Origin of the sequence: Paenibacillus sp. Y5S-9 (assembly GCF_036894235.1) — a bacterium.
In the GTDB taxonomy this organism is placed as follows: domain Bacteria; phylum Bacillota; class Bacilli; order Paenibacillales; family Paenibacillaceae; genus Paenibacillus.
Window position 1 is genome coordinate 6,190,892 of record NZ_CP145887.1, and the last position, 21,473, is coordinate 6,212,364.

Genomic DNA, 21,473 nt, shown 5'->3' on the forward strand with positions numbered 1-21,473 from the left:
CACCTTCTAAGTTACTCGTGGTAATGTCATATGCCATTGACCGAAGTCTTCCATTAACCTTAAGTTATCAAAAATCTCACATTGTTCGTTAGTATATCTTGATTGATGATAGCTAAATATGCGATCTACAACAAATTTATTGATCTCAATATTCATAATGTGCATATTCTCTATATAGTCTAAAAAAATGTCTTCGACAGCTTGATGGACTTCCTGAACATAGATCATTTCCTTACTGTTTCTTACTTCCTCACCATAAATAAATTGACCGTCAGGGCCAATGCTTGCAATGGAAGGATTCAGCGAAGTCATCACCGTTTCTAATAACAAGTAATTTTCGTAAGAAAAACTACAATAGACTTGTTCTACCATATTCTCAAACATAGCATCACCTGAAAGGTTCAATTTTGATTCATCATTGTTATTGTATTTACAATAATATAATCCTTCCAAATTTAATGCGGTAATCTTATCCAATAACAATTGACAAGTCCCTGAAGAGACAAAATCCACAAAAGCATACTTTCCTTCAGATTTCAGATTTAAACTTTCTATATAATTCAAGTAGCTTTCTCTAATACGTTTTGCGTTGATGAGTATACCTTCTGTGTGGTAATATGCATACCACACAGAATCTACATGATTTTCTTCAACGTACTCATGTATTTCTGAATTATTTAATCCGAATCTACGTTTAAGCATCTGTTCTGGCTCATATGCATGAGGCACTTCAGCTATCCACCGAATATCCTCTTCTGTCGTCACAGAAGCAAGAGTGCAGAGTGTTCTTGATGTCTGAAAATATATCCCTTTGGGAATGTTAATACTCATTTTCTCACGTAAAATAGAGTACAGCCTATGTGTAATCCACCCATCTCTAGCAGCAAATAATACATCATCATATTTTTCATTCTTCGTCTTGCCTATGATCCAAAATACGTACTTTATAATTAATGGAGCTATAAAAACGTACCCAAAGTTATAATTATTATCGACTTTCGGTTTTCCATCCGAATTATAGAGTGCAAATGGAGAATTAAACAATTTGGCTACAATTAGTCCGAACAGAGAGCGCTCATTGATATTATTGAGGCTATAGATCATATCCTTATATGAAGATAAAAGAAACATGTCATATGCACTTTTGATCAAAAAGATGTTAAACTTACTTTGGTTTACCTGGACTATTTCACTTTCCGAGTCCACTCCTATATAAAGAGAACTTTCATTGCTATAATTGTTATCCCAAAAACTGAGCAATCCCTCACGTTTTGTTCGTTTATGTTCATTTGAGATTATTAAATCAGAATAACCAGTTATTCCTTGGCTTAGTAACAGCGATTCTAAAAATCCTTTTTGAAAATAAGTATCACTGACCAAGTATACCTTTTTATTTTCATCTAAAGCATATCGCATCATAGCTTTGATTGAACTCCGACTACAAGTAATAGACGTCTCAACTTCGAGTTCAACTGCCATAGCTTCAAGAGCATTTTCAACTGAGATGTTGCTAATTTTAGCTAATTTTTCATATATTTCATTGATTGTGCCGTGTGACATCATAACTTCTTGTTCGGCTTTGATTCTTGCATTAATGTAGTCAGGAATCTTAATGTTAGCTTGAGTTAATCTATATTCAACAATATCCAATACATCCAACTTGATTAATGTCTTTCTCATGATTAGAACATCGTAAATATCAAAATAAATGATCTCATTTTTGTCAATTTGACTCTTTAGTAATTCTTCATGTACATCAAAATACTGTATCTGAGAATCGGATAGCCCATGATAGCCGTAGGCAGTAAATAAATTTCTCCCGTCAACAGAGTACAATGGAATATTATTGGTATGACAAAAATAAGCTAACCGATCATAGATCATTTCTACATTTCTTTTAGCAGCTGCCACGATAATAAGATCTGGCTTGTTTTTTAACACCTCTTCATAGGAATATACCTTCTTACCTAATAGCTCTCCGTACTTCTTATTTCCATCCATTAGACCTATAATATTATAGCTGGGGTTATTATTCAGGATGAACTCGGCTACTACCCCTGTCCCATAAAGTAAGATCTTCTTATTTTTATAAGTGGAGAAATTCTCTTTAAATGCCTTCTGGATTGTAGTCTCAAATAGATTGTCCATAATACCTCCCCCTGTTTTTAATTAAAGCCAATATTGATTCTGTACAAAAATTGCATATTCACTGATATTCATATTTTTTAGTTGATTCACAATACTTCTATAATGAATACTGCAAATTAAAACAATTGTTTCTTTATCATTTTCATCTAGTAGATACTGTGGCGATTTCACATCAATATCTTGTATCGACATTCCCCACTTCATTGGATCATTATCTAGGATATATTTCGGGCGCTTGTTTACTGTTCTTTCTAAATAGTATTGAAGCATCTGTCCAGCTCCGAAAATAACAACGTTTTTACTATCAGTTACATCTTTAAGATTGTCAGAATTTATAATGAATTTAGTATAAGGGATCTCGCTACTCAACACTCCAATATGGGCGGGCTTACGTTCTTCCTCTGGAGGCAAATCCATATAATCCCTTCCATATTTCAAATATAAGTAATTCTTGAATCCAACCGGAGCGGGCAATAGCATTGTCTGAAAATTCATAGGAGTTACATCTTCAAAATCTACTGTCTCCAGTTCTATAGGAAAATACTGATCAGCATGATATGCAAAACTAGTTACAAATTTAGAGTATTCACAGGAAGAGCTTGCTGCTTTAAGCTGTTTACTTATCCAACTTCTCGAACACATTTTAGTTCCTAATTTAAATAAGAACCAATGGAAATCCGATAACTCTAACAGCCCCTCCTTTCTTTTAAATGTTTTCGCATACATTAATCTTTGAAAAAATCTAATTCTGTTAACTTGTATTTTTCTTTTTAACTTATCTTCAGCGAGAAAATCTAATATACTAATATCTATCCAAATCCCAAAATTCGCCTTACAGCTCATGTGAGCATAAGTAATATTAGTAGTATGACTATTTCTAAGTCTTGCAAATCCCCCCAAATACAAGCCAGGATCGCTCTCCTCAGTCTGCAAAAAATATGGCTCTGTAAACTCCTTAGCCGCAACCAGTTTTAGTTTCTCATAATCCTTTCGGGGCATTAGAAAATCTGCATCATCATCCCAAGGAATAAACCCCTGGTGTCTAACTGCTCCCAGCAAGGTTCCACCCGACATATAATAGGTAAGATTATGTCTATCACATACTTCTTTTAATCTATCAATCAGATCCATTTCCACAGCCCATAATTTTTTCAATTCTTCTGAAGCCATATAATCTCTTACTACGACCTCTTTCACCTTCCCTCTTCTTCCACTAATATTGCCCTTTTTCCGCACTTTCCAATTGATTCGTGATCTTTAATTGGTTAGTTATATGTTGATGTATTTTCAAGCCACTTGTTCCGTCCATGTTATTAATAACCTTTTGATAAGCTTTTTTTTGAGCTACACTGTGTTCAATATTATATTTATCTAAACCGTCAAGAAAGTCTTCAACGTTGGAAAGTACTCCTTCTCTACAAGCATACGGTAGATTGCTGCCCCATTCTTGAAAATGTAGTCTGGATTCATTTTTAATAAATTTGCTCTCTTTCAAAACTACCTGTCGAGTTTCAGTATTTATAAATAGCAGTGAGCTATCATATGCTGTAAGTGCAACGATCTGATCTTCGTTAATTCTTTTCACAAAATAGTAATTATTCGGCCAATTATGTTGTTCTGATTTCCTTTCCCCTTCTTTGTATGGCAAATCCAAAATGTATTCTTGCATAATCCCTGATTCTTTATTAATTTCGACAATCATATTACCTTTTTTGGGGAATAACAGCATATAGTCTGTGGCACAATTTATTATGCTGAAAAATCCTTTTCCTCCTGACAAAAATCCTTTTGGATATTTATCATATTCGAATGTTTGATTTGTTTTACGATTCCACTTAACTATTGGTCCATCTTCATTTGAAATCAACCAATAGTACTCACCGTCATTTTCCATACGATAAAATCCTGTTTCTTTAGTTCCGACTTTGTGCAGTATTATAGTCTCGGTAACTGTATTAAATTCAATAATAATATTTGTCTGAGCAGCTGCCAAAAAAAGTGATTCGCCTTCTTGAACAATTGCATTCATAAAATATAGACCCTGCTTATTATTCAAAGAATATTTTTTTATTTTTTTCACTATTTCAGAATAATATTTGAAGGTTCCATCCGTTACGTTATACCTCACTAAAGCAAAATGATTTACTGGTAAAAAGTACAGAAAATTATTCAGTCGCACTGCTCTTGTAAATTTAGAGAAAACATTATCATTCTCATTTTCATATGCAACTTTTTCGAATTTGTTGTTTTCCATATCATAAATGGCCATCTCTTCTGCACGACTTGGTACAAAGTATAATTTATGATCTACTTTAGCGATATCGTGATACAACAGATCTTTTATTGGAAGCTCATTGGGGATACTATTCAAAATCTCAACTTGAGCAGTGTGAATGTTCATTTTACATAAAGCATTATAATGAGCGTGAGTAAACCACAGTTCTTCACCTTCTAGATGTGCATCTGCAAATCCTAGTCGGTTAATACTTTCGTCTCCATAATGGAGTAAAAATATTGGTTTTCCTGTAGCCCCAAACAAATGAATAACAGAAGAGCCTTCTTCCCCAATATATGCATCTGAAATCGCTACAGAAAGTGAGATGTCAGGACTTGCATCCAAAATACCTATTTGATTAAATATAAATTCTTCTTCTATCTCGCAGTACTCCTGATACAGTTGTGGAAACGTTGACTTTAATGTAGCCTTAACTAGAGGATGTGGTCTCCATAACAACACTTCGTTCTCTCTGCCCTTAAAACAAGTAAAAACATCCTTCATCTTCTCAAGGCATTTTTCTCTATATTCATATAAGCTGGATAGACTTGTATTATAGAAAATGATCTTCTTATCTTGGATAATGGACTCCCACTCTATCGGTATTACTCTATTTTCTTTAGAAAGCACTTGTACTTTGTCTACTTTTGGGGAGCCTAGCGCGACTAATTTTTCTGAAGCGACATTACCTTTATAGAAACTACTCACACTTTCCGATTGAGTGACAATCACATCCATAAATTGGTATGTTGGTAACGAAGTAAGACTTTTTGAGATTGATCCTCCGGTTACAAAATAAGGAATATACACAAGAAGATCGGTATACTCTTTTAATATAGAAGCATAGAACGAAGGATGAACAGATGTAACATTATTGTATTGATCATATGGATTGTGTATATAGATTACGTCAGGCATTTGCTGCTTAAAATCATAGTTATTAAATGGCATAGTCGGAACGTATGATGGAAATTCGGCTCCATCATATCTTAACACTTGTGTTTTTGGATTTTGAATAAATTCAAAGTATGGGACAGGAATAACATAAGAATTACAATTCGGATCTTCATTCGCAGCTTTCCACACGCTCTCCATTGAATCCCACATGGAAGCTTTATATGGAAGAAATACAACCTCATATTTCACATGAATTTCACTTTCAATACATATTTCTATATCGTGCAATTGGTCAGCTAAATTTTTCAACGGATTACTCGCAAGATAATCTGCATTCTCTACATTTATATAAACCCGGTAGACACTCTCACAATAATTCTCTAATTTCTTGATAATGTGTCCCGTATCTTGGTTAGCCTGCTGCTCTATTGTAGTTCCAATACTTATAGCACCTTCTTGACAAGCTTTTAGTACTTCTAACGAATCGGTATATCGCCCAGCATGAACAAGTGTTTCTAAATTAGAGGTCGCTTGTTGAAGTGAATAAACTACATTCAACAGAGTACTTTTCATCTTTTTTCGCACTAATAATCTCCTTAAATCATATTTTCCCAGATATTCATCGTTTCTTCTGAGGCGAAGCTGTCATAATACGCAAAACCCTTACTTAGTGTTGGTGACATAATCGTTCTCTTAACATCCATCATTTCACTAAAAGAATCTACCATGCCTAAATTAATAGGTTGCAGATACCAACTTTCATTTAAGTATTCCAAATCAGCTATAAAGTCTTGAACACCTCTCTGCAAGGCTATAATTTCGTTGTGGTTATACTCACTAGACTTTATAAACTGAGGATTCCCTTTTTCGTCGAAGCACTTTAACTGTCCTTCGGATGACGCATACGCAACTTCAAAAAGCTGATAAAATTTTTGAAAAGAGAAACGAGCTTCTCCTGCATCTCCAAACAATCGCTGTATCTCATCCAAATTGGAGATATATTCATTGGGGGCATCTTTAACATCAAAACATATCAATTTCATATCTGAGAGTAATTTTTTGAGATTATGAAAACTTGTTCCTTTTGTAAATAAGTCAAAGAAGTATACCTCACGGTCATCATTGTACTTATTCTGAAGGACCAGGTCTATATACTTGAAATAGTTGACTCGCTCTTTTAAAGCATTACTGAGAATTAACTGCTTATATTCAAGTACTCGTTCTATAATTTGATCGCTCTCTTGGGTATCCTGAATTGTATTTAGTTCAGAATTCAGAATCTCATCCTTAGGATCGAAATCAATACCTAACCGTTGCCCTAAAATTTGATTCAGCTTACCTCTTGATAAATCCAATACTGAACGAACAATATTTGCTATATCCTTTTCCGAATGGATACAAGCAACGTTTACCGCTCTTCTGGATATATAAAAATAGATGCCTTCAGGCAATCCCAAATCAACTTGTTGACTTCTTATTTTTTCGTATAATTGATGCAACAGATACCCATCTCGCGAAGCGAATAAAATAACAGCATTATGGTTAAATCTATATTTCTCTGTAAGCCAAGTAAGGAACTTTACTGTTAAGCCAGCGAAACAATAGTATCCAAGTTCATATAAATTGTTAATCTCCATTTTACCTTTAGAAGAGGATAAAACGAACGGATCGTTAAACGCTTTTGATGCTAGGACGCCTAATAAGATGCTGTCGTTTAACGTTATCGCCTTCGGAAGGATATAACGAATTGAGGATTTACTCCATAACTCATATGAAGTCGCCAAATAAATTGCTTCGATATTATAATTTCTGACCTTATCAACATTTCTATTACCGATGTGCATTTTCTTTCCTGTGCCAGCAATTTCATTAAAATACTTATAGATTGAGCCATCTCGAGTTGTCTTTCTAATTTCATTAGAGATTAAACACTCACAATTCTCAACATTAATAAAGCAATTTTCAAGAAGACTTTGAATCTGAGGGCTTGTAAGGCTTGTTTCAAATATTAAATAGACCCTTTTACCTTGATCCCTAGCATAGTCTAGTAGATAAACAATAGATTCTCTTTTAATTGAGTACTTCCTTTCCGTCTCAATCTCCAGTTCCATTAACCGTGACCACAACTGTGAGTCGATCTTAGGCTGATTGTTTCGAATCTCTTTGTATATTTCTGTCAAATTCGGAACATACCCCATATCTATTAGTGTTTGCTCTGCTTTAACCCTTAAATAGCTAAAATTCAAATTATCCACAAAAGATTTCGACTTGGACTCAACGATATCAAAAATATGATCTGGATGCAGAACTTTTCGCATAATCAATGTGTCCCATAGATCAAATGAAACGATATCACTTCTATCAATATGATTCTTCAATTCTGTAATGTTCTTCTCCCAGTATGGCTCATCAAAAAATTCGTTCTCATGATCCTTAGCAGACAAATTTTCACCTGTTAAATCATATATTTCTAAACCAGCCTCTTCAGCGTGCTTTATTCTATTGTAGATTGTTTTAACCGATTTCATTTGAGAAACAATAATAATTAATTCGGCACTATTCATTACCGAATCGATAGACATAACTTCTTTTCCATACACAACTTCACCGATTCTTTCATTTGCCACAATACCAACAAAATTATAGAGTTCATACAAATCTAAAATCTTTCTTGTAGTAATCCCCAACCCGTATAAAGCAATGGGCCGTTTATTATGCTCTTTAAATGTTTCAATAAACTTTTGATGGATTTGTTCACTCATTATGCAAACCTACCCTATAATTATACTGAAAAACTTTACATATACCGGATCAATAAATAATAAATGTGACTTCTAAACAGTTAATTCCTGTTCATTCAATGTCATGTAATCAATCATACGTTTGTACATGAGTTCTAATCCATACTTAGGTTTCCAACCAAGTTCCCCAATTTTTGAAGCTGATAGCTTTATATTAGTTGTAACAGCATATCCGTATTGATTTAGCGTAGGAATTTCATACTTCACTTTAATATTTCCCCCAGAAACATTCTGAGCTACAAGATTTGCCATTTCTCTAATACTTAAGCTTGCTTCTTCATTGACCACATTATATTCCTGTCCATTAACACCATTGAATAGAATATAGAACAGCCCCCGAATTACATCCGCTGAATAGCAATAATTACCCATGGATGATCCATCTGTATGAAGCACGATATCCTTACCTTGAAGAACGCTACGGGCAAATTGCGCAAAGACTCTATTCTCATTCTCAGAAATACCAGCTCCAAAGGTTTGTGCAAGTCTTGCAACCTTAACAGGTACCTTGTATTCAGAAAAATAACTGAAGCAAATGTTCTCTGCCATTCTCTTACCGAGAGGGTAACAGTTCCTTGTATTATAAATTTCAATACACCCCAGATCCTTCTCACCAACTTTGGAACTCCCCTCACTACTACCGTAGACTTCCATAGAAGAAAGGAAAACAACACTTTTTACGTTTTGTTCTGCTGATAACTTCATGACATTAAATGTCCCTTGCACAATTCCCTCGGTCACTTCAACAGGTTCTGCAATCATTGCCTTCGAATTGGTCACAGCTGCACAATGGAAAATAAAATCAACTTGCATTTCGAGTGATAACAACTGTCGAATGTCACTTTCCACTATTTCTACTTCCAATGAATTAAATACATTCATTGCTTTATTGTAATCACGAGCAAGTGCTACAATTCTAATGTTATATTGATAGTTCTTATTCATATAATCAAAAAAACGAACTAATAAAGACCCTATATATCCTGTTGCTCCTGTAATAAATACAGTGCTATTCTTAATACTTTCCCACGGTAGATGAGCATCCTGTATATATTCAAAATCTTCTTTTAGAATTTCATTCATCGTATCACCAATTTTCAATGTTATAGTCCGAATATTTGCGAGTTCTCCTCGGCTTCAAATAAAGCTCTAAAAATATAATAATCTGCAGGAGTCGTAATTTTGATGTTATAGTTAGAACCAAGTACTGTATGAAGATCATGTCCATAATAATTCATTAAGGAAGCAGCATCTATCATTGAATGAATCCCCTCAGTCTGTGCCTTATAATGTGCTTCCATAAGTCTGTCCATATAAAAACATTGAGGTGCTTTTGCAATTCTAGCCTTGTCCCTATTCTCTACTCGTAAAATCTTTCCATCATCATCTACTGAGGTTATAGTTTCAATCGCGTAACTAACAGTCACAGAGGATCCTCGATTTTTAACCGTTTCAATATTATCTGTTATTAACTTTTCATCTATTAACGGACGTACCCCATCATGAATTATTGCAATATGATTTTTTAAATGACCCATTTCATTGTAAACAGCTTTCAGTCCATTATAGGTTGACATTTGGACTGTTTCTCCGCCTCCTACAACCCACTTCACCTTAGTTATATAATTTCTTTTTATGACATTCTCTAGTTCTTTTTTCCACCCTTTAACACAAACTACCACTATATTATCCACTTTTGGATGGCGTTCGAAATGTTCTAATGTATGAATAATGATTGGTTTTCCATGAAGCTCCAGAAATTGTTTAGGTTTTGTTCTACTATTCATTCTTACTCCAGTTCCACCTGCCAAAATGATTGCCGTGATCATTTTATGCCTCCTCCTATGTTGTCTGATATCCAAGATAAACTCATGATGGGTTTCGATTAAATTAAGCATATATTATGCACGGTATTGTGAGATAAACTTACTACTGTTCTCTAACTTATATCGGATTAAAAGGAAACTTTCATTAGCTCAAAACTCACAACTCAACATCCAATTTATTCCAAAAATGAAGCAAAAAAAATAAGAAGACGTCTCCTAAAAAGGGAACCATCTTCTATACATTTGAAGCCAGTAATAGTCAAAAATTAAAGCTGTAGCGTTAGATCTCTTAAGTTATTTCTTTTGTATAAGATCAACAACTCTTTGGCTCGCATAACCGTCTTCCAATAATTCAACTTCCTCACGTAATTTACCTAGGCCATTATGATACTCTTCCTCATTAAACTCAATGATATTTTTTAATAGCTCATCATTGCTATATGATACTTTAAAAGGTAAATCCTCCATATCCCAAAGAAGCCTGCCTCTATCTTTCACATAATCATCCATATCCTCAGCGAAAATAAATACGGGGATATTCATAGCTGCAGCGTCGAAGGCTATACTTGAGTAATCTGAAATAAACAGATCCGTGGCAGCTAATACGTCATATGCATCATCTCTATTGGTTATATCAAAAATGATAGAGTTATTCTCTTTGTTCTCAAATTTCTGACCTTTGAGGCTTGGATGTAACCGTACAAAGATATACCAATCTCCCTGGAACTTTTTATTTAATACTTCGTGTAGAGCTTCATATGACAGTCGGCTCTCCCCCGATAAAGTATTCATAACTATATTTTGTGTCCCACTCCGAAATGTTGGAGCATAAAGCAATATTTTTGAATTTTCAGGCAGTTCAAATTCTTTGCGTATTCTATTACGCATATGCTCTGCCTCTCTATAAACATCACATCTTGGAGAGCCGGTTTTAATGATTTCACCTTCGTAAAAGAACGCCTTTCTATACATATCACTGCACCATGAAGAATTAGACAAAAAATAATCCACAAGTTGCGAATCATGTTTGCTGACCAATCGGGCTATCTCAGGAAAGGAAGTTCCTCTCAATTCACCTACAGCTTTAAAGCCAATTGCTCCATGCCACGTAGCTATATACAATTGCTTTTTTCTCTTTCTAGTTTCCAATGGCTTTCTATGGTTATCGATCCATATGGCTGCTGTGGATAGTTGGTATGCTCTATTCCAAAAACTGTTTTTCTTCACAAGAATCTCACTCGGAAATATATTGGAAGTATCATTTACTAACCAAATAAGTTTGTATGCTTGGCTGCTTAATTTATTTCTCTTTAAAATCTCCTCAGCTATATATTTAGGATTACAACTGTATCCTTGTTTTCCTTCAAAACTGGATAATACAACTTTTTTATCGTCTATTGGTAAAAACCGAAACAAATAGTACAAAGCTGCTATAGAGATAGCTTTTATACGTCGATAACCAATGTATAGACTTTCACTGAACGCTCTGCTCATGTTGCCTCCGATTACCTGGAATCTAATTTAAGTTCAAGGATTATTTCAACAGTATTTTTCAAACTTTCTTTTATATCAAATATGGGGGACCAATCCAATAATCTTAATTTATCAATATTTAAAATGGCTTTACTCGCCTTAGAATATCCCATTTGTTCATCTTCATTTGCTAATTCGTATCTGACCTGTCTTCCATTAAGGCTAGCCAAGTATGTTGCTAAATCTTTAAGAGTGATATTCCCTTTTTTCCCAGAAAGATTGTAACATTCCCCACTCTCACTCTCGAACATTATTTTTAATATGCCTAATACAGCATCACCAACATAACAATAACTAAAATATTGATTCCCTTCACTTTTCAGGACGATATCATCTTTATTAACCGCATTTTTTATAAGTTGAGACACTGCTTTACTATCATCCATATTCATGGTTGGCCCAAAAATTCTTGCCAAACGAACAGTTACAAAATCAACGTTTTTCTCTTTATAATACGCTTGGCATAGTGCTTCTGCTACCCGCTTCCCTTCTGGGTATCCTGCCCTTAAAGTATTGCAGTCAATATAGCCACAATAATCTTCAGTGAATTCCTCAACGTCTCCTCTATTTTCTCCATATACTTCAACCGAAGATAATAGTACAAATCGTGCTCCCTGTCCACGAGTTGCTAATTCAAGCATATTGTTTGTACCCAACGTATTAATTAATATTGTATCAATAGGTGCATTGGAATATTCTAAAGGGTGGGTTTTGCTGGCTGCATGAATAACAAAATCAACTGCTTCAATTTCTCTAAGCGTGTTAATATCATTGATATCACATGGTATGAATTGAAATCTTTCATAACCAAGATAATCAGTAAATAAAGAACTAGCTTGACTCATTGTTCTCCCTAAAGCAATAATGGATATGTTATTCTGATAGATCTTATTGCGATACATAATTACATCAATTAAAAATCTCCCGATCATCCCACTGGCACCTGATATTAATATTTTTTTATTACTAACCTTGTCCCAGTTGAGATCTTGAGCTGCCACTTTCTTTATATCCATAACATAATTCAAACTTTTATGAATCATAAGTTATTGTCTCCTTGGAATATAACTTGAACCTTTATTTAATGTTTTGAATTAAAATAATCAACTATTACACATAATCACTAATATCATTTATATAGCAAATTGATATAGTCTACTGTGTATGCAGAAGTGCCTTGAGTATTTCCATATCTTCCATCGTTGTCAACTTTATATTTTTTTCCGAACCTTTTGATAAATATATTTTCTCCCCCAACTCCTGCATTAAAGTGCAACTTGCTACTGAATTTTCTATCCCCTTTTTTGCTGCCTCTTCATGCGCCCAGAGAAGTTTGCCAAGAGAATAGGTATGAGGCGTCTGAGTCCTGAATAATTGTTCTCTAGGTATATAAAAATCAGATGAAAGTCCATCCTCGCTTCTAAATACCGCTTCATTACAAGGTATAGCAGCTACAGCACCGCCATAATCTTTAAATGTAGCCAAACTATCGGATATAATTTCATTAGTAATTAACGGTCGATTCCCATCATGAACCATGACTGTATCTTGTGCTTCACATGAATATTCTAGTTCTTTTAAACCCTTATATATTGATTCTTGACCTGTACTCCCACCAGCAACAACCCATTTCAACTTTGTAATTCCATGTTGGTTAGCATAAGATAACAAAACTTCTCTCCATCCCTCTAAGGTCACAACCATTAAAGCGTCTATGTTGGGATCATTCTGGAAAACTTCCATTGTATAGATGATTATTGGTTTATTATCTATATGAAGAAATTGCTTCGGAATACTTTGGCGCATTCTACTGGCAGTACCCGCAGCTGTTAATAAAGCTATGTTCATCTCTAGAACACCCCAATTCATTCTCATATACATATAAATTAATAAGTTTCTTGAATATATCATTAATTTATATATTGCATTTAAAATCCTATACTTAAGTGAGCTAGGCTAAATCCAAATTTCCCTCTTAAGTAATCTTAGGTTTTCTCGTTTACAGTACTCTGAATAATTATTCACGGACTAATTTTTCAACACTTATATTTGAGTTCTAAACGATTCTCCCCTATCTTGTTTCTTCACCTAGCTCAAAAAAGCACCTACATTAAGGCTGTTATCCCAATTATTTAGCTATAACAACACTACTGCCTCTATCCAAGATAGGGAGGTAGGGAACATTATATTTCTCACTAAATTCTCTTACGGCCAAGGTGGCCCCAGGCCAATTGACCTTATCATAATCGTGAATAAATATATAACCTCCACTTACTAATCGTGGATAAAAATATTCTAGTCCTTGTAAAATTGGCTTGTACAAATCAGCATCCAAACTTACAAAACAAAAAGTATCCTCTAATCCAACTGCAGTATCAGGAAAGTATCCTTTTTTCACGGTCACCTTTTCAGGAAATTGCATCCTATTCAAAACGAGTTCTACATTTGTATCCGTAAACATTGGTGAACTAGATACATATTCATCTTTATGATGCTCATCTCGTTGATCAAACCCCTCAAAAGTGTCAAAAAGATACAGGTTTTTATCTGGGAAGAACCTATTCAAATAACTAGCAAATTCTCCTTTATATACGCCGAGTTCTGCAATATTTCCAGGAATTTGACGCTTATTTATTTCTTCAATGCACGCACGAGCCATCACATATCTATTCTCAAGCCATTGAATATTCCTATCATCAGGATGGAAAGTTATAATTCTCTCTTCTTCTACGCCTAGATTCATTAGTTGATTTTTTATATCTTTTTCTAAGGTTCCAACAGAAACAATGATACTGTCATACTGATAGTACTGAATTTTTTCGGGAGGAATAATCGGTACATCATTTACCATATGACCATGTTTTGCTTGATGATTGTCTACAAAAGCTACTACTTTAATATATCGCTCATCCAAGGAATACAGTATACGCTTACCATATCCGGAAGCCCCAAAAATTAAAACATTCTTCATTTAATTTATCCCTCTCCTACACCTTTCACTTTACAGCGAAATTAAAGTTAAGTTAATCTTCCTTCTTTAATTTAAAATTGTATGTTAGCTACCCATAGGGCAGTTGGATAAAGTTTTGATATCTCCTTCTGTAATTGCACTTTCTCAAACTCATCATTGGAATTTTTAATTAATTCAAAACATCTCTCATAGACTTGATAGTTAGGGTTATTTTTCTTTAAATAATTATAAAAGAATGTCGCATCTTCTAGGTAATTATTACGGAAGCACAAGTCTCCAAGTAACTGAATCACTTCAATATTACTGTTCTCATTGTTATAAAGAGTAGTTAACAAATCTATAGCTAACTCATCAAATTTATATTTTTTTAAGAGCTTGCTGAGTGTTATTTTGTAATTTCGCTTCGATTCCATAAGCTTTTCTGCAAGTTCCTGGAACAAATCAAACTCCTCGATAATAATCAGCTTCTCACACAATACAAAAAACGCTCTTTCTAAACTCACACTCATTGAGCCAGGTAAGGCTTTTCCTTCAAAAAGCATTCTGATAACCTTTAATTCTTTACTCCCCAAGTTCATCAAAGGTTGAAGTTGAGTGATTAAAGTCATCTCTTTGAACGCATACGCTAAAAGTAGAAGATCTTCACCATTTTCTTCTTTAGTGATATTTCCAGACTGGTCTAAAGCTCTCTTCATAGCTTGCTTATCCTTACTGTAAATCATCGATACTACATTAATATGGGCATCTGCTTCTATTTTGAATTTTTCCAGATAATAATGGAGTAATGGGTGACGTAAACCATATAACATATTCATTAGGTTTTGTAAGTCTTGTATATTATCCATTTTATAAAACTTCTTAATATTTTGTATAATTTCATCAGCAGGTTGATTCATTCTCAATGTAAATTCCAAATAATTAAAAATAATTTCTAATGAGCTTTTTGTTTCCAAAGCTTGTATCTTCTTCTTATAACTTTCACTCAGATCACCTTGTAGTTCATATACCTCAGACAGCTCAAGATGAGCCCTAAAGCTACCACTACCTTCAGTCACCGCAGTACCCTGATCCCCCAGTTCAAGACAGCGTAAAAAACAATCTTCGGCGTCTCTATAATATCCTGCATTTTTATATATAACACCTTGGATATATTTCATTTCAGTTTCATTAGGATAAATAGAGGTTGCATCTCTTAAAATACTTAATGCTTCATCGCTCTGTCCTATCTCTGCAAGAGAATATGCCAATTTAGTTAGTAATTCAGGCAAGTACATACGGTCTTTACTTAGTGGATAAGATCGTTTGAAAAATTCTATTGCTTTCATGTAGTCATGCAATCCAAAATATGTCTTTCCCATATTAAATAAGTTATAGCCTGTCGGATTTTCTTTAACTTCCAATTTCATCAGCGGAAGATTTCGATTCACCTTTTTTTCTTCAAGTTTATTGGAATCGCCGTATCCCGAGTGAACGATTAAACAATTAGAAGTCCCACTTATAAAGTTTTTATGATTATCAATAATATTTAAATGTTCATGTAGTCTGTTCTCATAATATAATTCAAAATTATTTTTAAATAATCTTACTGCAGTATGATTAAATGCTGTACCTTGATTTGTTGTATTTTTAATATTAAAAACATAGAAATCTAGTTCCTCTTGTAAATCTTTTTTTAATTCATATCCCGATTCCAAATATTCGTCGGCGTCCAACACTAAAATGTAATCAGATGTAGCATATCCAATGGATTCATTCCTTGCTGCAGAAAAATCATTAATCCATTCAAATGAATAGATTTTATCTGTATATTTTCTTGCTATATCTGGAGTTCTATCTATTGATCCCGTATCTACAATAATGATTTCATCAACAAATTCTTTAACACTATCTAAACATCGTTCCAAAACGCTCTCTTCATCTTTAACTATCATGCATAACGAAATCGTATTAGTCATAGAACCCTCTCGTCTCTTCAGTCTTATACTATATGTCGGTGCACTTCCCTATTTTAATTAGTCGTTTTTCGGGGAATTCATCTGAAAATTTATGGAATTTATATTTTAAACACAAAAAAACTGCCAAGACAAAGCCTGGCAGTTTTTGAGATAATATAAAATTAACGAAGCAATTGCAGTACAGCTTGTGGCTGTTGGTTTGCTTGTGCCAACATTGCTTGGGAAGCTTGAGCCAAGATGTTGTTTTTCGTTTGGTTCATCATTTCTTTAGCCATGTCTACGTCACGAATACGGGATTCAGCAGCAGACAAGTTCTCGGAAGTTGTTCCCAAGTTGTTGATTGTGTGCTCCAAACGGTTTTGATAAGCACCCAGTTTTGCGCGTTCTGTAGAAACTGTTTCGATCGCGTTGTTGATTGTTGTGATGGCAGCGTTCGCGGAAGTTGCGCTGGAAATGCTGATACCACCAGTTACAGCTGCTGCTGTTGCGCCAGTAGCAGAAGAAGATCCTGTTGCTGCACCAACAGACAAACTTGCAGCGTCCATTGCTTTAATTGTAAGCGAGATGTTTTGATCAGCGTTTGCACCAATATGGAAGCTCAGGTTAGCTGCACTACTTACGCCAGAAGCACCATCTGCGAAACCGTTAAGCAATTTCTTAGTATTGAACTCAGTTGTGTTGGAGATACGAGTGATCTCTTTAGCCAACTCATCCACTTCGTTTTGAAGAGCTTCACGGTCTTTATCTGTGTTCGTGTCATTGGAAGATTGAACTGCCAATTCACGCATACGTTGCAGGATAGAGTGAGTTTCGTTCAATGCACCCTCAGCTGTTTGGATCAAGGAAATGCTATCTTGACCGTTTTTAGTAGCCATATCCAAACCGCGGATTTGACCGCGCATTTTTTCGGAAATTGCCAAACCTGCAGCATCGTCACCAGCGCGGTTAATACGCAGACCGGAAGACAATTTTTCAATAGCCTTGTTTGTGTTGGCTGTGTTTGCACCCAATTGACGGTGAGTGTTCATTGCAGCGATATTGTGGTTGATAATCATTAGAAATTTCCTCCCTGAAAATAAGTTAGTTCCACATCCTTGTGGTAAACGCCGCGACATTAAGGTCGGCCGCCCTGCCGAAGCAGCGTCTAAACTATATATCGACAGGAAGAGAAGAACTGTTAATAGTAAATTGGAATATTTTTATTTTTTTTTATTTTCAATGCCTTGAAGTAATTCCATAAAAGCAGCGACACTAGGGGCATCAGGTTTTGCAGACTCTCGATTAGCCTCCTGAATAGATGCATATACCTCTTTCCGGAAGATATCAATGTGTTTGGGGGCGGAGATACCAATTCGCACTGTATCACCTTCCACTGCCAATACAGTTACCTCAATGTTATCATGAATGATAATAGATTCGCCCTTTTTACGTGACAATACTAACATTTCAGACCCCCTCCTTAGCCGAAGTCGCCTCTTCTGTCCATATGAGATGTTTAGTCATATAACCGGTTTGCTGGAGAACAACTTGCTTGCCTACTCGATGTGCAGGATTAATTATAACTGGGGCCAAGAGATTCATCGTTGATTTTGTCACATCTGAATGTACAGTGACTATGGAATAAACGGCTACATCTTCTTCGATTTTGAGTTCTTCTTTATCTTCTTCACTCAATTCAAAACTATAGTTCTGCTTAAACTCAAAAGGACTGACTACCAAGAAAGAGAGCTCTTTCTCCGTTAATGATTGTAAGTAACTAAATGGTGTGTCTTCCCAAGGGATTAGTGCAAAACTAGTTTCGTTTTCAAAACCAGGCAGACCTCTTGGAAATTGATATGTGCTGTTTTCATCTACTTCAATTTTTCCCCATGTACTTGTCTCAATAAAAATAATAAACGCCTCCTTGGCGATGATTTTATAGAAAAAAGCTATAGCGGGGTATTATAACCGTCTATAGCTCTACATTATATATTATAATCCCATATCAATCGTAGGCGGAGTGTATTGTATAGAAGCATATTGCTGCACATAAATATCCAACTTACCACGTTGATATTCAATCTCTGGCTTGTTCACAATTACATTCATCTCGGATTCTGCTGCTTCAAATCGAATGTCTGGTGCTTGCGTAAACACACGTACATCCACATTATCAGAGGAAGCTGCCGTGCGTGTCTCAGGAAACGGTTTAGCCTGCCAATTCGTTCCTACAATATTGGCAATCGTATTGCCTGGTTTGTGGATGGCTGCCATATCATTTCCTTGTTGCACACGCTCAGCCATATTCTGCATGAATAATTGCTGAATACCCGAATATATTCGGGCATTCATATCAATCATATTCCCACCATGATAGGCAGAAAAAGCCTTGGACTGATCCACATTCAGCTCTATTGCATGGCTTTGCACCGTTAATTTACTAGGCTTGGTATGGAGTTGGACCTCCGCCTTCGGCTGACGAATCGAATACTGACCAATGTCCGCATCGATATGTAATAGCGTGGGCGTTGTGTGTATTTGTACCACTGGAAGAGTATTCATCAGATGATCTCTCCTTTGTTATCTAAGAAAATCAACTAATGATTGAGAGATAATTTTAGCACCAGCAGAAAGTGAAGCATTATATATGTTTTCCTGGATTTTAGACTTGATTGATAACTCAGCGTAATCTGCATCTTCAACCTTTGCTTGTAAATCCGTTAAGTTCACTTCAAGATCACTTAATCTACCTTGCATGAGTTCGACGCGATTGGTTTTCGCCCCGATTTCTGCACGAATCCCGAGCATCTTGTTTGTTCGAGTATCAATGTTTGTAAGCTGATTGGACAATTCCTTTTGATCCCCACTCGCGAGAGCCTGACTAATCGTATTAAAGATTACAAATAGATTATCGGCTTCCGTAGAATCACCAAATACTTCATTGCCAGTTACGTTAATTGGTAATTGGATACTCTCACCCACGATAAAATTAATTTTACCGGGATCAGTAACGATGGAAGCAGCATTAGTTGTATCGAACGAACCATCAGCACTGGTAGGAAAGTCATAAGGTTTCACATCGTAGGTTTCACCATTGAATACATACTTCCCGTTCAACGTGCTGTTTGAAATATCAACAAGTTGTGCTTTTAATTGTTTGACCTCTTCGTTGATGCTATCTAGTGCAGATTGGGGGTTAGTACCCGTAGCCGCCTGCACCGTCAGTTCTCTCAACCGCTGAACCACACTGCCAGCTTGGTCCATTACTGTATCATTAAAATCCAACCATGATACAGCGCTATCCACATTTTTTTGATACTGCTCATTGGAAGACAATTCTGCACGATAACGAAGGGAGTACGTAATCCCTACCGGATCGTCAGAAGGTTTGTTGATCTTCCGTCCCGTTGCCAATTGAGTTTGTGTACTATTCATCTGTTGTGCATTCCGATTCAAGTTAAGAATCAATTGCGAGCTCAACATATTATTAGTAATTCTCATCGTCTGTTATGTCACTCCTTTCTATTATCTGCCTACTACGCCGGTGGAGTTAATTAATTTTTCGAGCAATTGGTCATATGTGGTCATAAAACGTGCAGAAGCACTGTAAGCATGCTGGAATTTGATCATATTGGCCATCTCTTCATCCAAGGAAACACCACTGACCGATTGACGACGAGTGTCCACTTGTTCTACGAGAAACTCGGAATTGGACGTCTGACGGGACGCTTCTTGGGATTGAACACCCAACTGTCCAACGATTGCACTAAACTGAGCACCAATCGTTGCATTACGCAAACCATCAACGGATTTCATTGGAGTATCCTTCAAATTAGCCAGCAGATTAGCCAGTGTATTGTTACCTTTAATTACCGTTTCTACTCCTGAAGAATCCGTTGTGGTTCGGAGCGAGGTTGCGATCTTGTTGGGATCAGCCAAGATTTCGGCATTCAATGAAATATTGCCAGCTGTGATGGCTGTTCCACCACCTGCTGCTGTAAAGAAAGGTAATCCTGGCGAATTCGTTCCGTCCATACTGTATCCAAGCTGATGCAATCCGTTTAGGCCTTTGACTGTAACCTTCAGATCAGTTGCCAGTGTCCGTGCTGCACCTGTGTATGTAACTCCATCCAGTACAGTATTATCTGGCAAGACAGAACCCGCAGGAAGGGTGATCTCAATATCCCCATTGGCAAGTGTATTAGCCAAGTCGTCCATTTGCTTCTGATAATCAGTCACCAAAGTATCTCTGGACTTAATCATGCCGTGGACCTCGCCGTTGGTGAGCGTGCCTGCTGTATATGCAGCATTCAGAAAAGCAGGATCAACCGCTACTTGTACCGCCCCACCAGTGACGAGTGCCTGTCCATTCATCTGAACCTGGTATCCTTGCGGAGAATCCGTAACGGTAACATTCATGATTTTGGAAAGCTTGTCTGTCATCAGATCACGTTGGTCACGTAAATCGTTGGCATTGTCGCCAAGAGACTCGACTTTTACAATGGCACTATTAAGGTTCGCAATGTTACCGAGGTAGCCCTGAATTTCATTGCTTTTCACAGCAATGTTACTATCAAGATCCTCGCTAAGTGCATCCAGTTGACGGCTAATCTGATTCATCGCATCGGTCAGAGCCAACGTCGTTTCTTTTACGATCCGCCGTGCTGTGACATCCTCAGGATTTTTACTCAGATCTGACCATGATTTGTAGAAATTATCCATAACGGTTCGAAAACCAGTGTTTGATGGTTCATTTACAATAGCTTCAAGTTTCTCAAGAGTATCTCGTTGAATGGACCAACTCCCGAAGTTGGTATTTTCATTGCGATACTGGTCATCCAGAAATTTCTCGCGCACACGTGTAATGGAGTCAAATTCTACCCCTGTACCGAGCTGTCCTGGTGTTGTACTATGCAGAAATGCGAACGGCTCCATCGGAATAGATGCCTGCATGTTTACCTTTTGGCGTGAATAGCCTTCAGTGTTGGCATTGGCTATGTTATGGCCTGTTGTGCTAAGAGCTGTCGTCTGTGTGAACAAACTGCGTTTAGCCGTTTCGATTGAATGAAATGTAGATGTCACCTGGTT

Annotated in this window: 17 protein-coding genes; all 17 read right to left on the bottom strand. The window is 36.0% G+C overall.

Features of this window, described 5'->3' with window-relative positions; genetic code table 11:
- Nucleotides 1-6: 6 nt before the first annotated feature.
- The gene (locus tag V6669_RS27290) at nt 7-2,148 is read right to left on the bottom strand and encodes a hypothetical protein (RefSeq protein WP_338588690.1); all 2,142 of its coding nucleotides are present in this window, start codon (nt 2,146-2,148) and stop codon (nt 7-9) included.
- A gap of 21 nt (nt 2,149-2,169) precedes the next feature.
- Nucleotides 2,170-3,345 carry a LicD family protein gene (locus V6669_RS27295; RefSeq protein ID WP_338588691.1) on the bottom strand — a complete coding sequence of 392 codons (1,176 nt, stop codon included), beginning with the start codon at nt 3,343-3,345 and terminating at the stop codon, nt 2,170-2,172.
- A gap of 16 nt (nt 3,346-3,361) precedes the next feature.
- Nucleotides 3,362-5,905 carry a hypothetical protein gene (locus tag V6669_RS27300; RefSeq protein ID WP_338588692.1) on the bottom strand — a complete coding sequence of 848 codons (2,544 nt, stop codon included), beginning with the start codon at nt 5,903-5,905 and terminating at the stop codon, nt 3,362-3,364.
- A gap of 11 nt (nt 5,906-5,916) precedes the next feature.
- The gene (locus V6669_RS27305; protein ID WP_338588693.1) at nt 5,917-8,082 is read right to left on the bottom strand and encodes a hypothetical protein; all 2,166 of its coding nucleotides are present in this window, start codon (nt 8,080-8,082) and stop codon (nt 5,917-5,919) included.
- A 72-nt stretch (nt 8,083-8,154) separates the two neighbouring features.
- A complete protein-coding gene (locus tag V6669_RS27310) occupies nt 8,155-9,204 on the bottom strand; it encodes an NAD(P)-dependent oxidoreductase (protein WP_338588694.1) in 1,050 nt (349 codons plus the stop codon).
- A 20-nt stretch (nt 9,205-9,224) separates the two neighbouring features.
- Entirely contained in the window at nt 9,225-9,950 is a 726-nt protein-coding gene (locus V6669_RS27315) for an IspD/TarI family cytidylyltransferase (RefSeq protein ID WP_338588695.1), read from the bottom strand.
- Nucleotides 9,951-10,241: 291 nt separating this feature from the next.
- A complete protein-coding gene (locus V6669_RS27320) occupies nt 10,242-11,441 on the bottom strand; it encodes a CDP-glycerol glycerophosphotransferase family protein (RefSeq protein WP_338588696.1) in 1,200 nt (399 codons plus the stop codon).
- Between the two features lie 11 nt (nt 11,442-11,452).
- The gene (locus V6669_RS27325; RefSeq protein WP_338588697.1) at nt 11,453-12,523 is read right to left on the bottom strand and encodes an NAD-dependent epimerase/dehydratase family protein; all 1,071 of its coding nucleotides are present in this window, start codon (nt 12,521-12,523) and stop codon (nt 11,453-11,455) included.
- Nucleotides 12,524-12,635: 112 nt separating this feature from the next.
- Complete coding sequence (locus V6669_RS27330; RefSeq protein WP_338588698.1) at nt 12,636-13,328, bottom strand: IspD/TarI family cytidylyltransferase; 693 nt, start codon at nt 13,326-13,328, stop codon at nt 12,636-12,638.
- Nucleotides 13,329-13,608: 280 nt separating this feature from the next.
- Nucleotides 13,609-14,451, bottom strand: a complete 843-nt coding sequence (locus V6669_RS27335; RefSeq protein ID WP_338588699.1) for a TylF/MycF/NovP-related O-methyltransferase — start codon at nt 14,449-14,451, stop codon at nt 13,609-13,611.
- Nucleotides 14,452-14,522: 71 nt separating this feature from the next.
- On the bottom strand, nt 14,523-16,406 hold the full coding sequence (locus V6669_RS27340; protein WP_338588700.1) for a glycosyltransferase: 1,884 nt from the start codon (nt 16,404-16,406) through the stop codon (nt 14,523-14,525).
- 161 nt (nt 16,407-16,567) lie between these two features.
- The gene (gene hag, locus V6669_RS27345; protein ID WP_338588701.1) at nt 16,568-17,461 is read right to left on the bottom strand and encodes a flagellin Hag; all 894 of its coding nucleotides are present in this window, start codon (nt 17,459-17,461) and stop codon (nt 16,568-16,570) included.
- 144 nt (nt 17,462-17,605) lie between these two features.
- Nucleotides 17,606-17,851 (bottom strand): carbon storage regulator CsrA, encoded by a 246-nt coding sequence (gene csrA, locus V6669_RS27350; RefSeq protein ID WP_237177432.1) that lies wholly within the window; start codon nt 17,849-17,851, stop codon nt 17,606-17,608.
- A gap of 1 nt (nt 17,852) precedes the next feature.
- On the bottom strand, nt 17,853-18,338 hold the full coding sequence (gene fliW / locus V6669_RS27355; RefSeq protein ID WP_338595058.1) for a flagellar assembly protein FliW: 486 nt from the start codon (nt 18,336-18,338) through the stop codon (nt 17,853-17,855).
- A gap of 39 nt (nt 18,339-18,377) precedes the next feature.
- Entirely contained in the window at nt 18,378-18,947 is a 570-nt protein-coding gene (locus V6669_RS27360; protein ID WP_047840674.1) for a DUF6470 family protein, read from the bottom strand.
- Nucleotides 18,948-18,965: 18 nt separating this feature from the next.
- Nucleotides 18,966-19,886, bottom strand: a complete 921-nt coding sequence (flgL, locus tag V6669_RS27365) for a flagellar hook-associated protein FlgL (RefSeq protein ID WP_338588702.1) — start codon at nt 19,884-19,886, stop codon at nt 18,966-18,968.
- A gap of 24 nt (nt 19,887-19,910) precedes the next feature.
- Nucleotides 19,911-21,467, bottom strand: coding sequence for a flagellar hook-associated protein FlgK (gene flgK / locus V6669_RS27370; protein ID WP_338588703.1), 1,557 nt, complete (start codon nt 21,465-21,467; stop codon nt 19,911-19,913).
- Nucleotides 21,468-21,473: the final 6 nt, after the last annotated feature.

Coding starts and splice junctions, on each gene's coding strand:
- V6669_RS27290 (WP_338588690.1), bottom strand. CDS start 2,148: ATGGACAATCTATTTGAGACTACAATCCAGAAGGCATTTAAAGAGAAT.
- V6669_RS27305 (WP_338588693.1), bottom strand. CDS start 8,082: ATGAGTGAACAAATCCATCAAAAGTTTATTGAAACATTTAAAGAGCAT.
- V6669_RS27310 (WP_338588694.1), bottom strand. CDS start 9,204: ATGAATGAAATTCTAAAAGAAGATTTTGAATATATACAGGATGCTCAT.
- V6669_RS27315 (WP_338588695.1), bottom strand. CDS start 9,950: ATGATCACGGCAATCATTTTGGCAGGTGGAACTGGAGTAAGAATGAAT.
- V6669_RS27320 (WP_338588696.1), bottom strand. CDS start 11,441: ATGAGCAGAGCGTTCAGTGAAAGTCTATACATTGGTTATCGACGTATA.
- V6669_RS27325 (WP_338588697.1), bottom strand. CDS start 12,523: ATGATTCATAAAAGTTTGAATTATGTTATGGATATAAAGAAAGTGGCA.
- V6669_RS27330 (WP_338588698.1), bottom strand. CDS start 13,328: ATGAACATAGCTTTATTAACAGCTGCGGGTACTGCCAGTAGAATGCGC.
- V6669_RS27335 (WP_338588699.1), bottom strand. CDS start 14,451: ATGAAGAATGTTTTAATTTTTGGGGCTTCCGGATATGGTAAGCGTATA.
- V6669_RS27340 (WP_338588700.1), bottom strand. CDS start 16,406: ATGACTAATACGATTTCGTTATGCATGATAGTTAAAGATGAAGAGAGC.
- hag (WP_338588701.1), bottom strand. CDS start 17,461: ATGATTATCAACCACAATATCGCTGCAATGAACACTCACCGTCAATTG.
- csrA (WP_237177432.1), bottom strand. CDS start 17,851: ATGTTAGTATTGTCACGTAAAAAGGGCGAATCTATTATCATTCATGAT.
- V6669_RS27360 (WP_047840674.1), bottom strand. CDS start 18,947: ATGAATACTCTTCCAGTGGTACAAATACACACAACGCCCACGCTATTA.
- flgL (WP_338588702.1), bottom strand. CDS start 19,886: ATGAGAATTACTAATAATATGTTGAGCTCGCAATTGATTCTTAACTTG.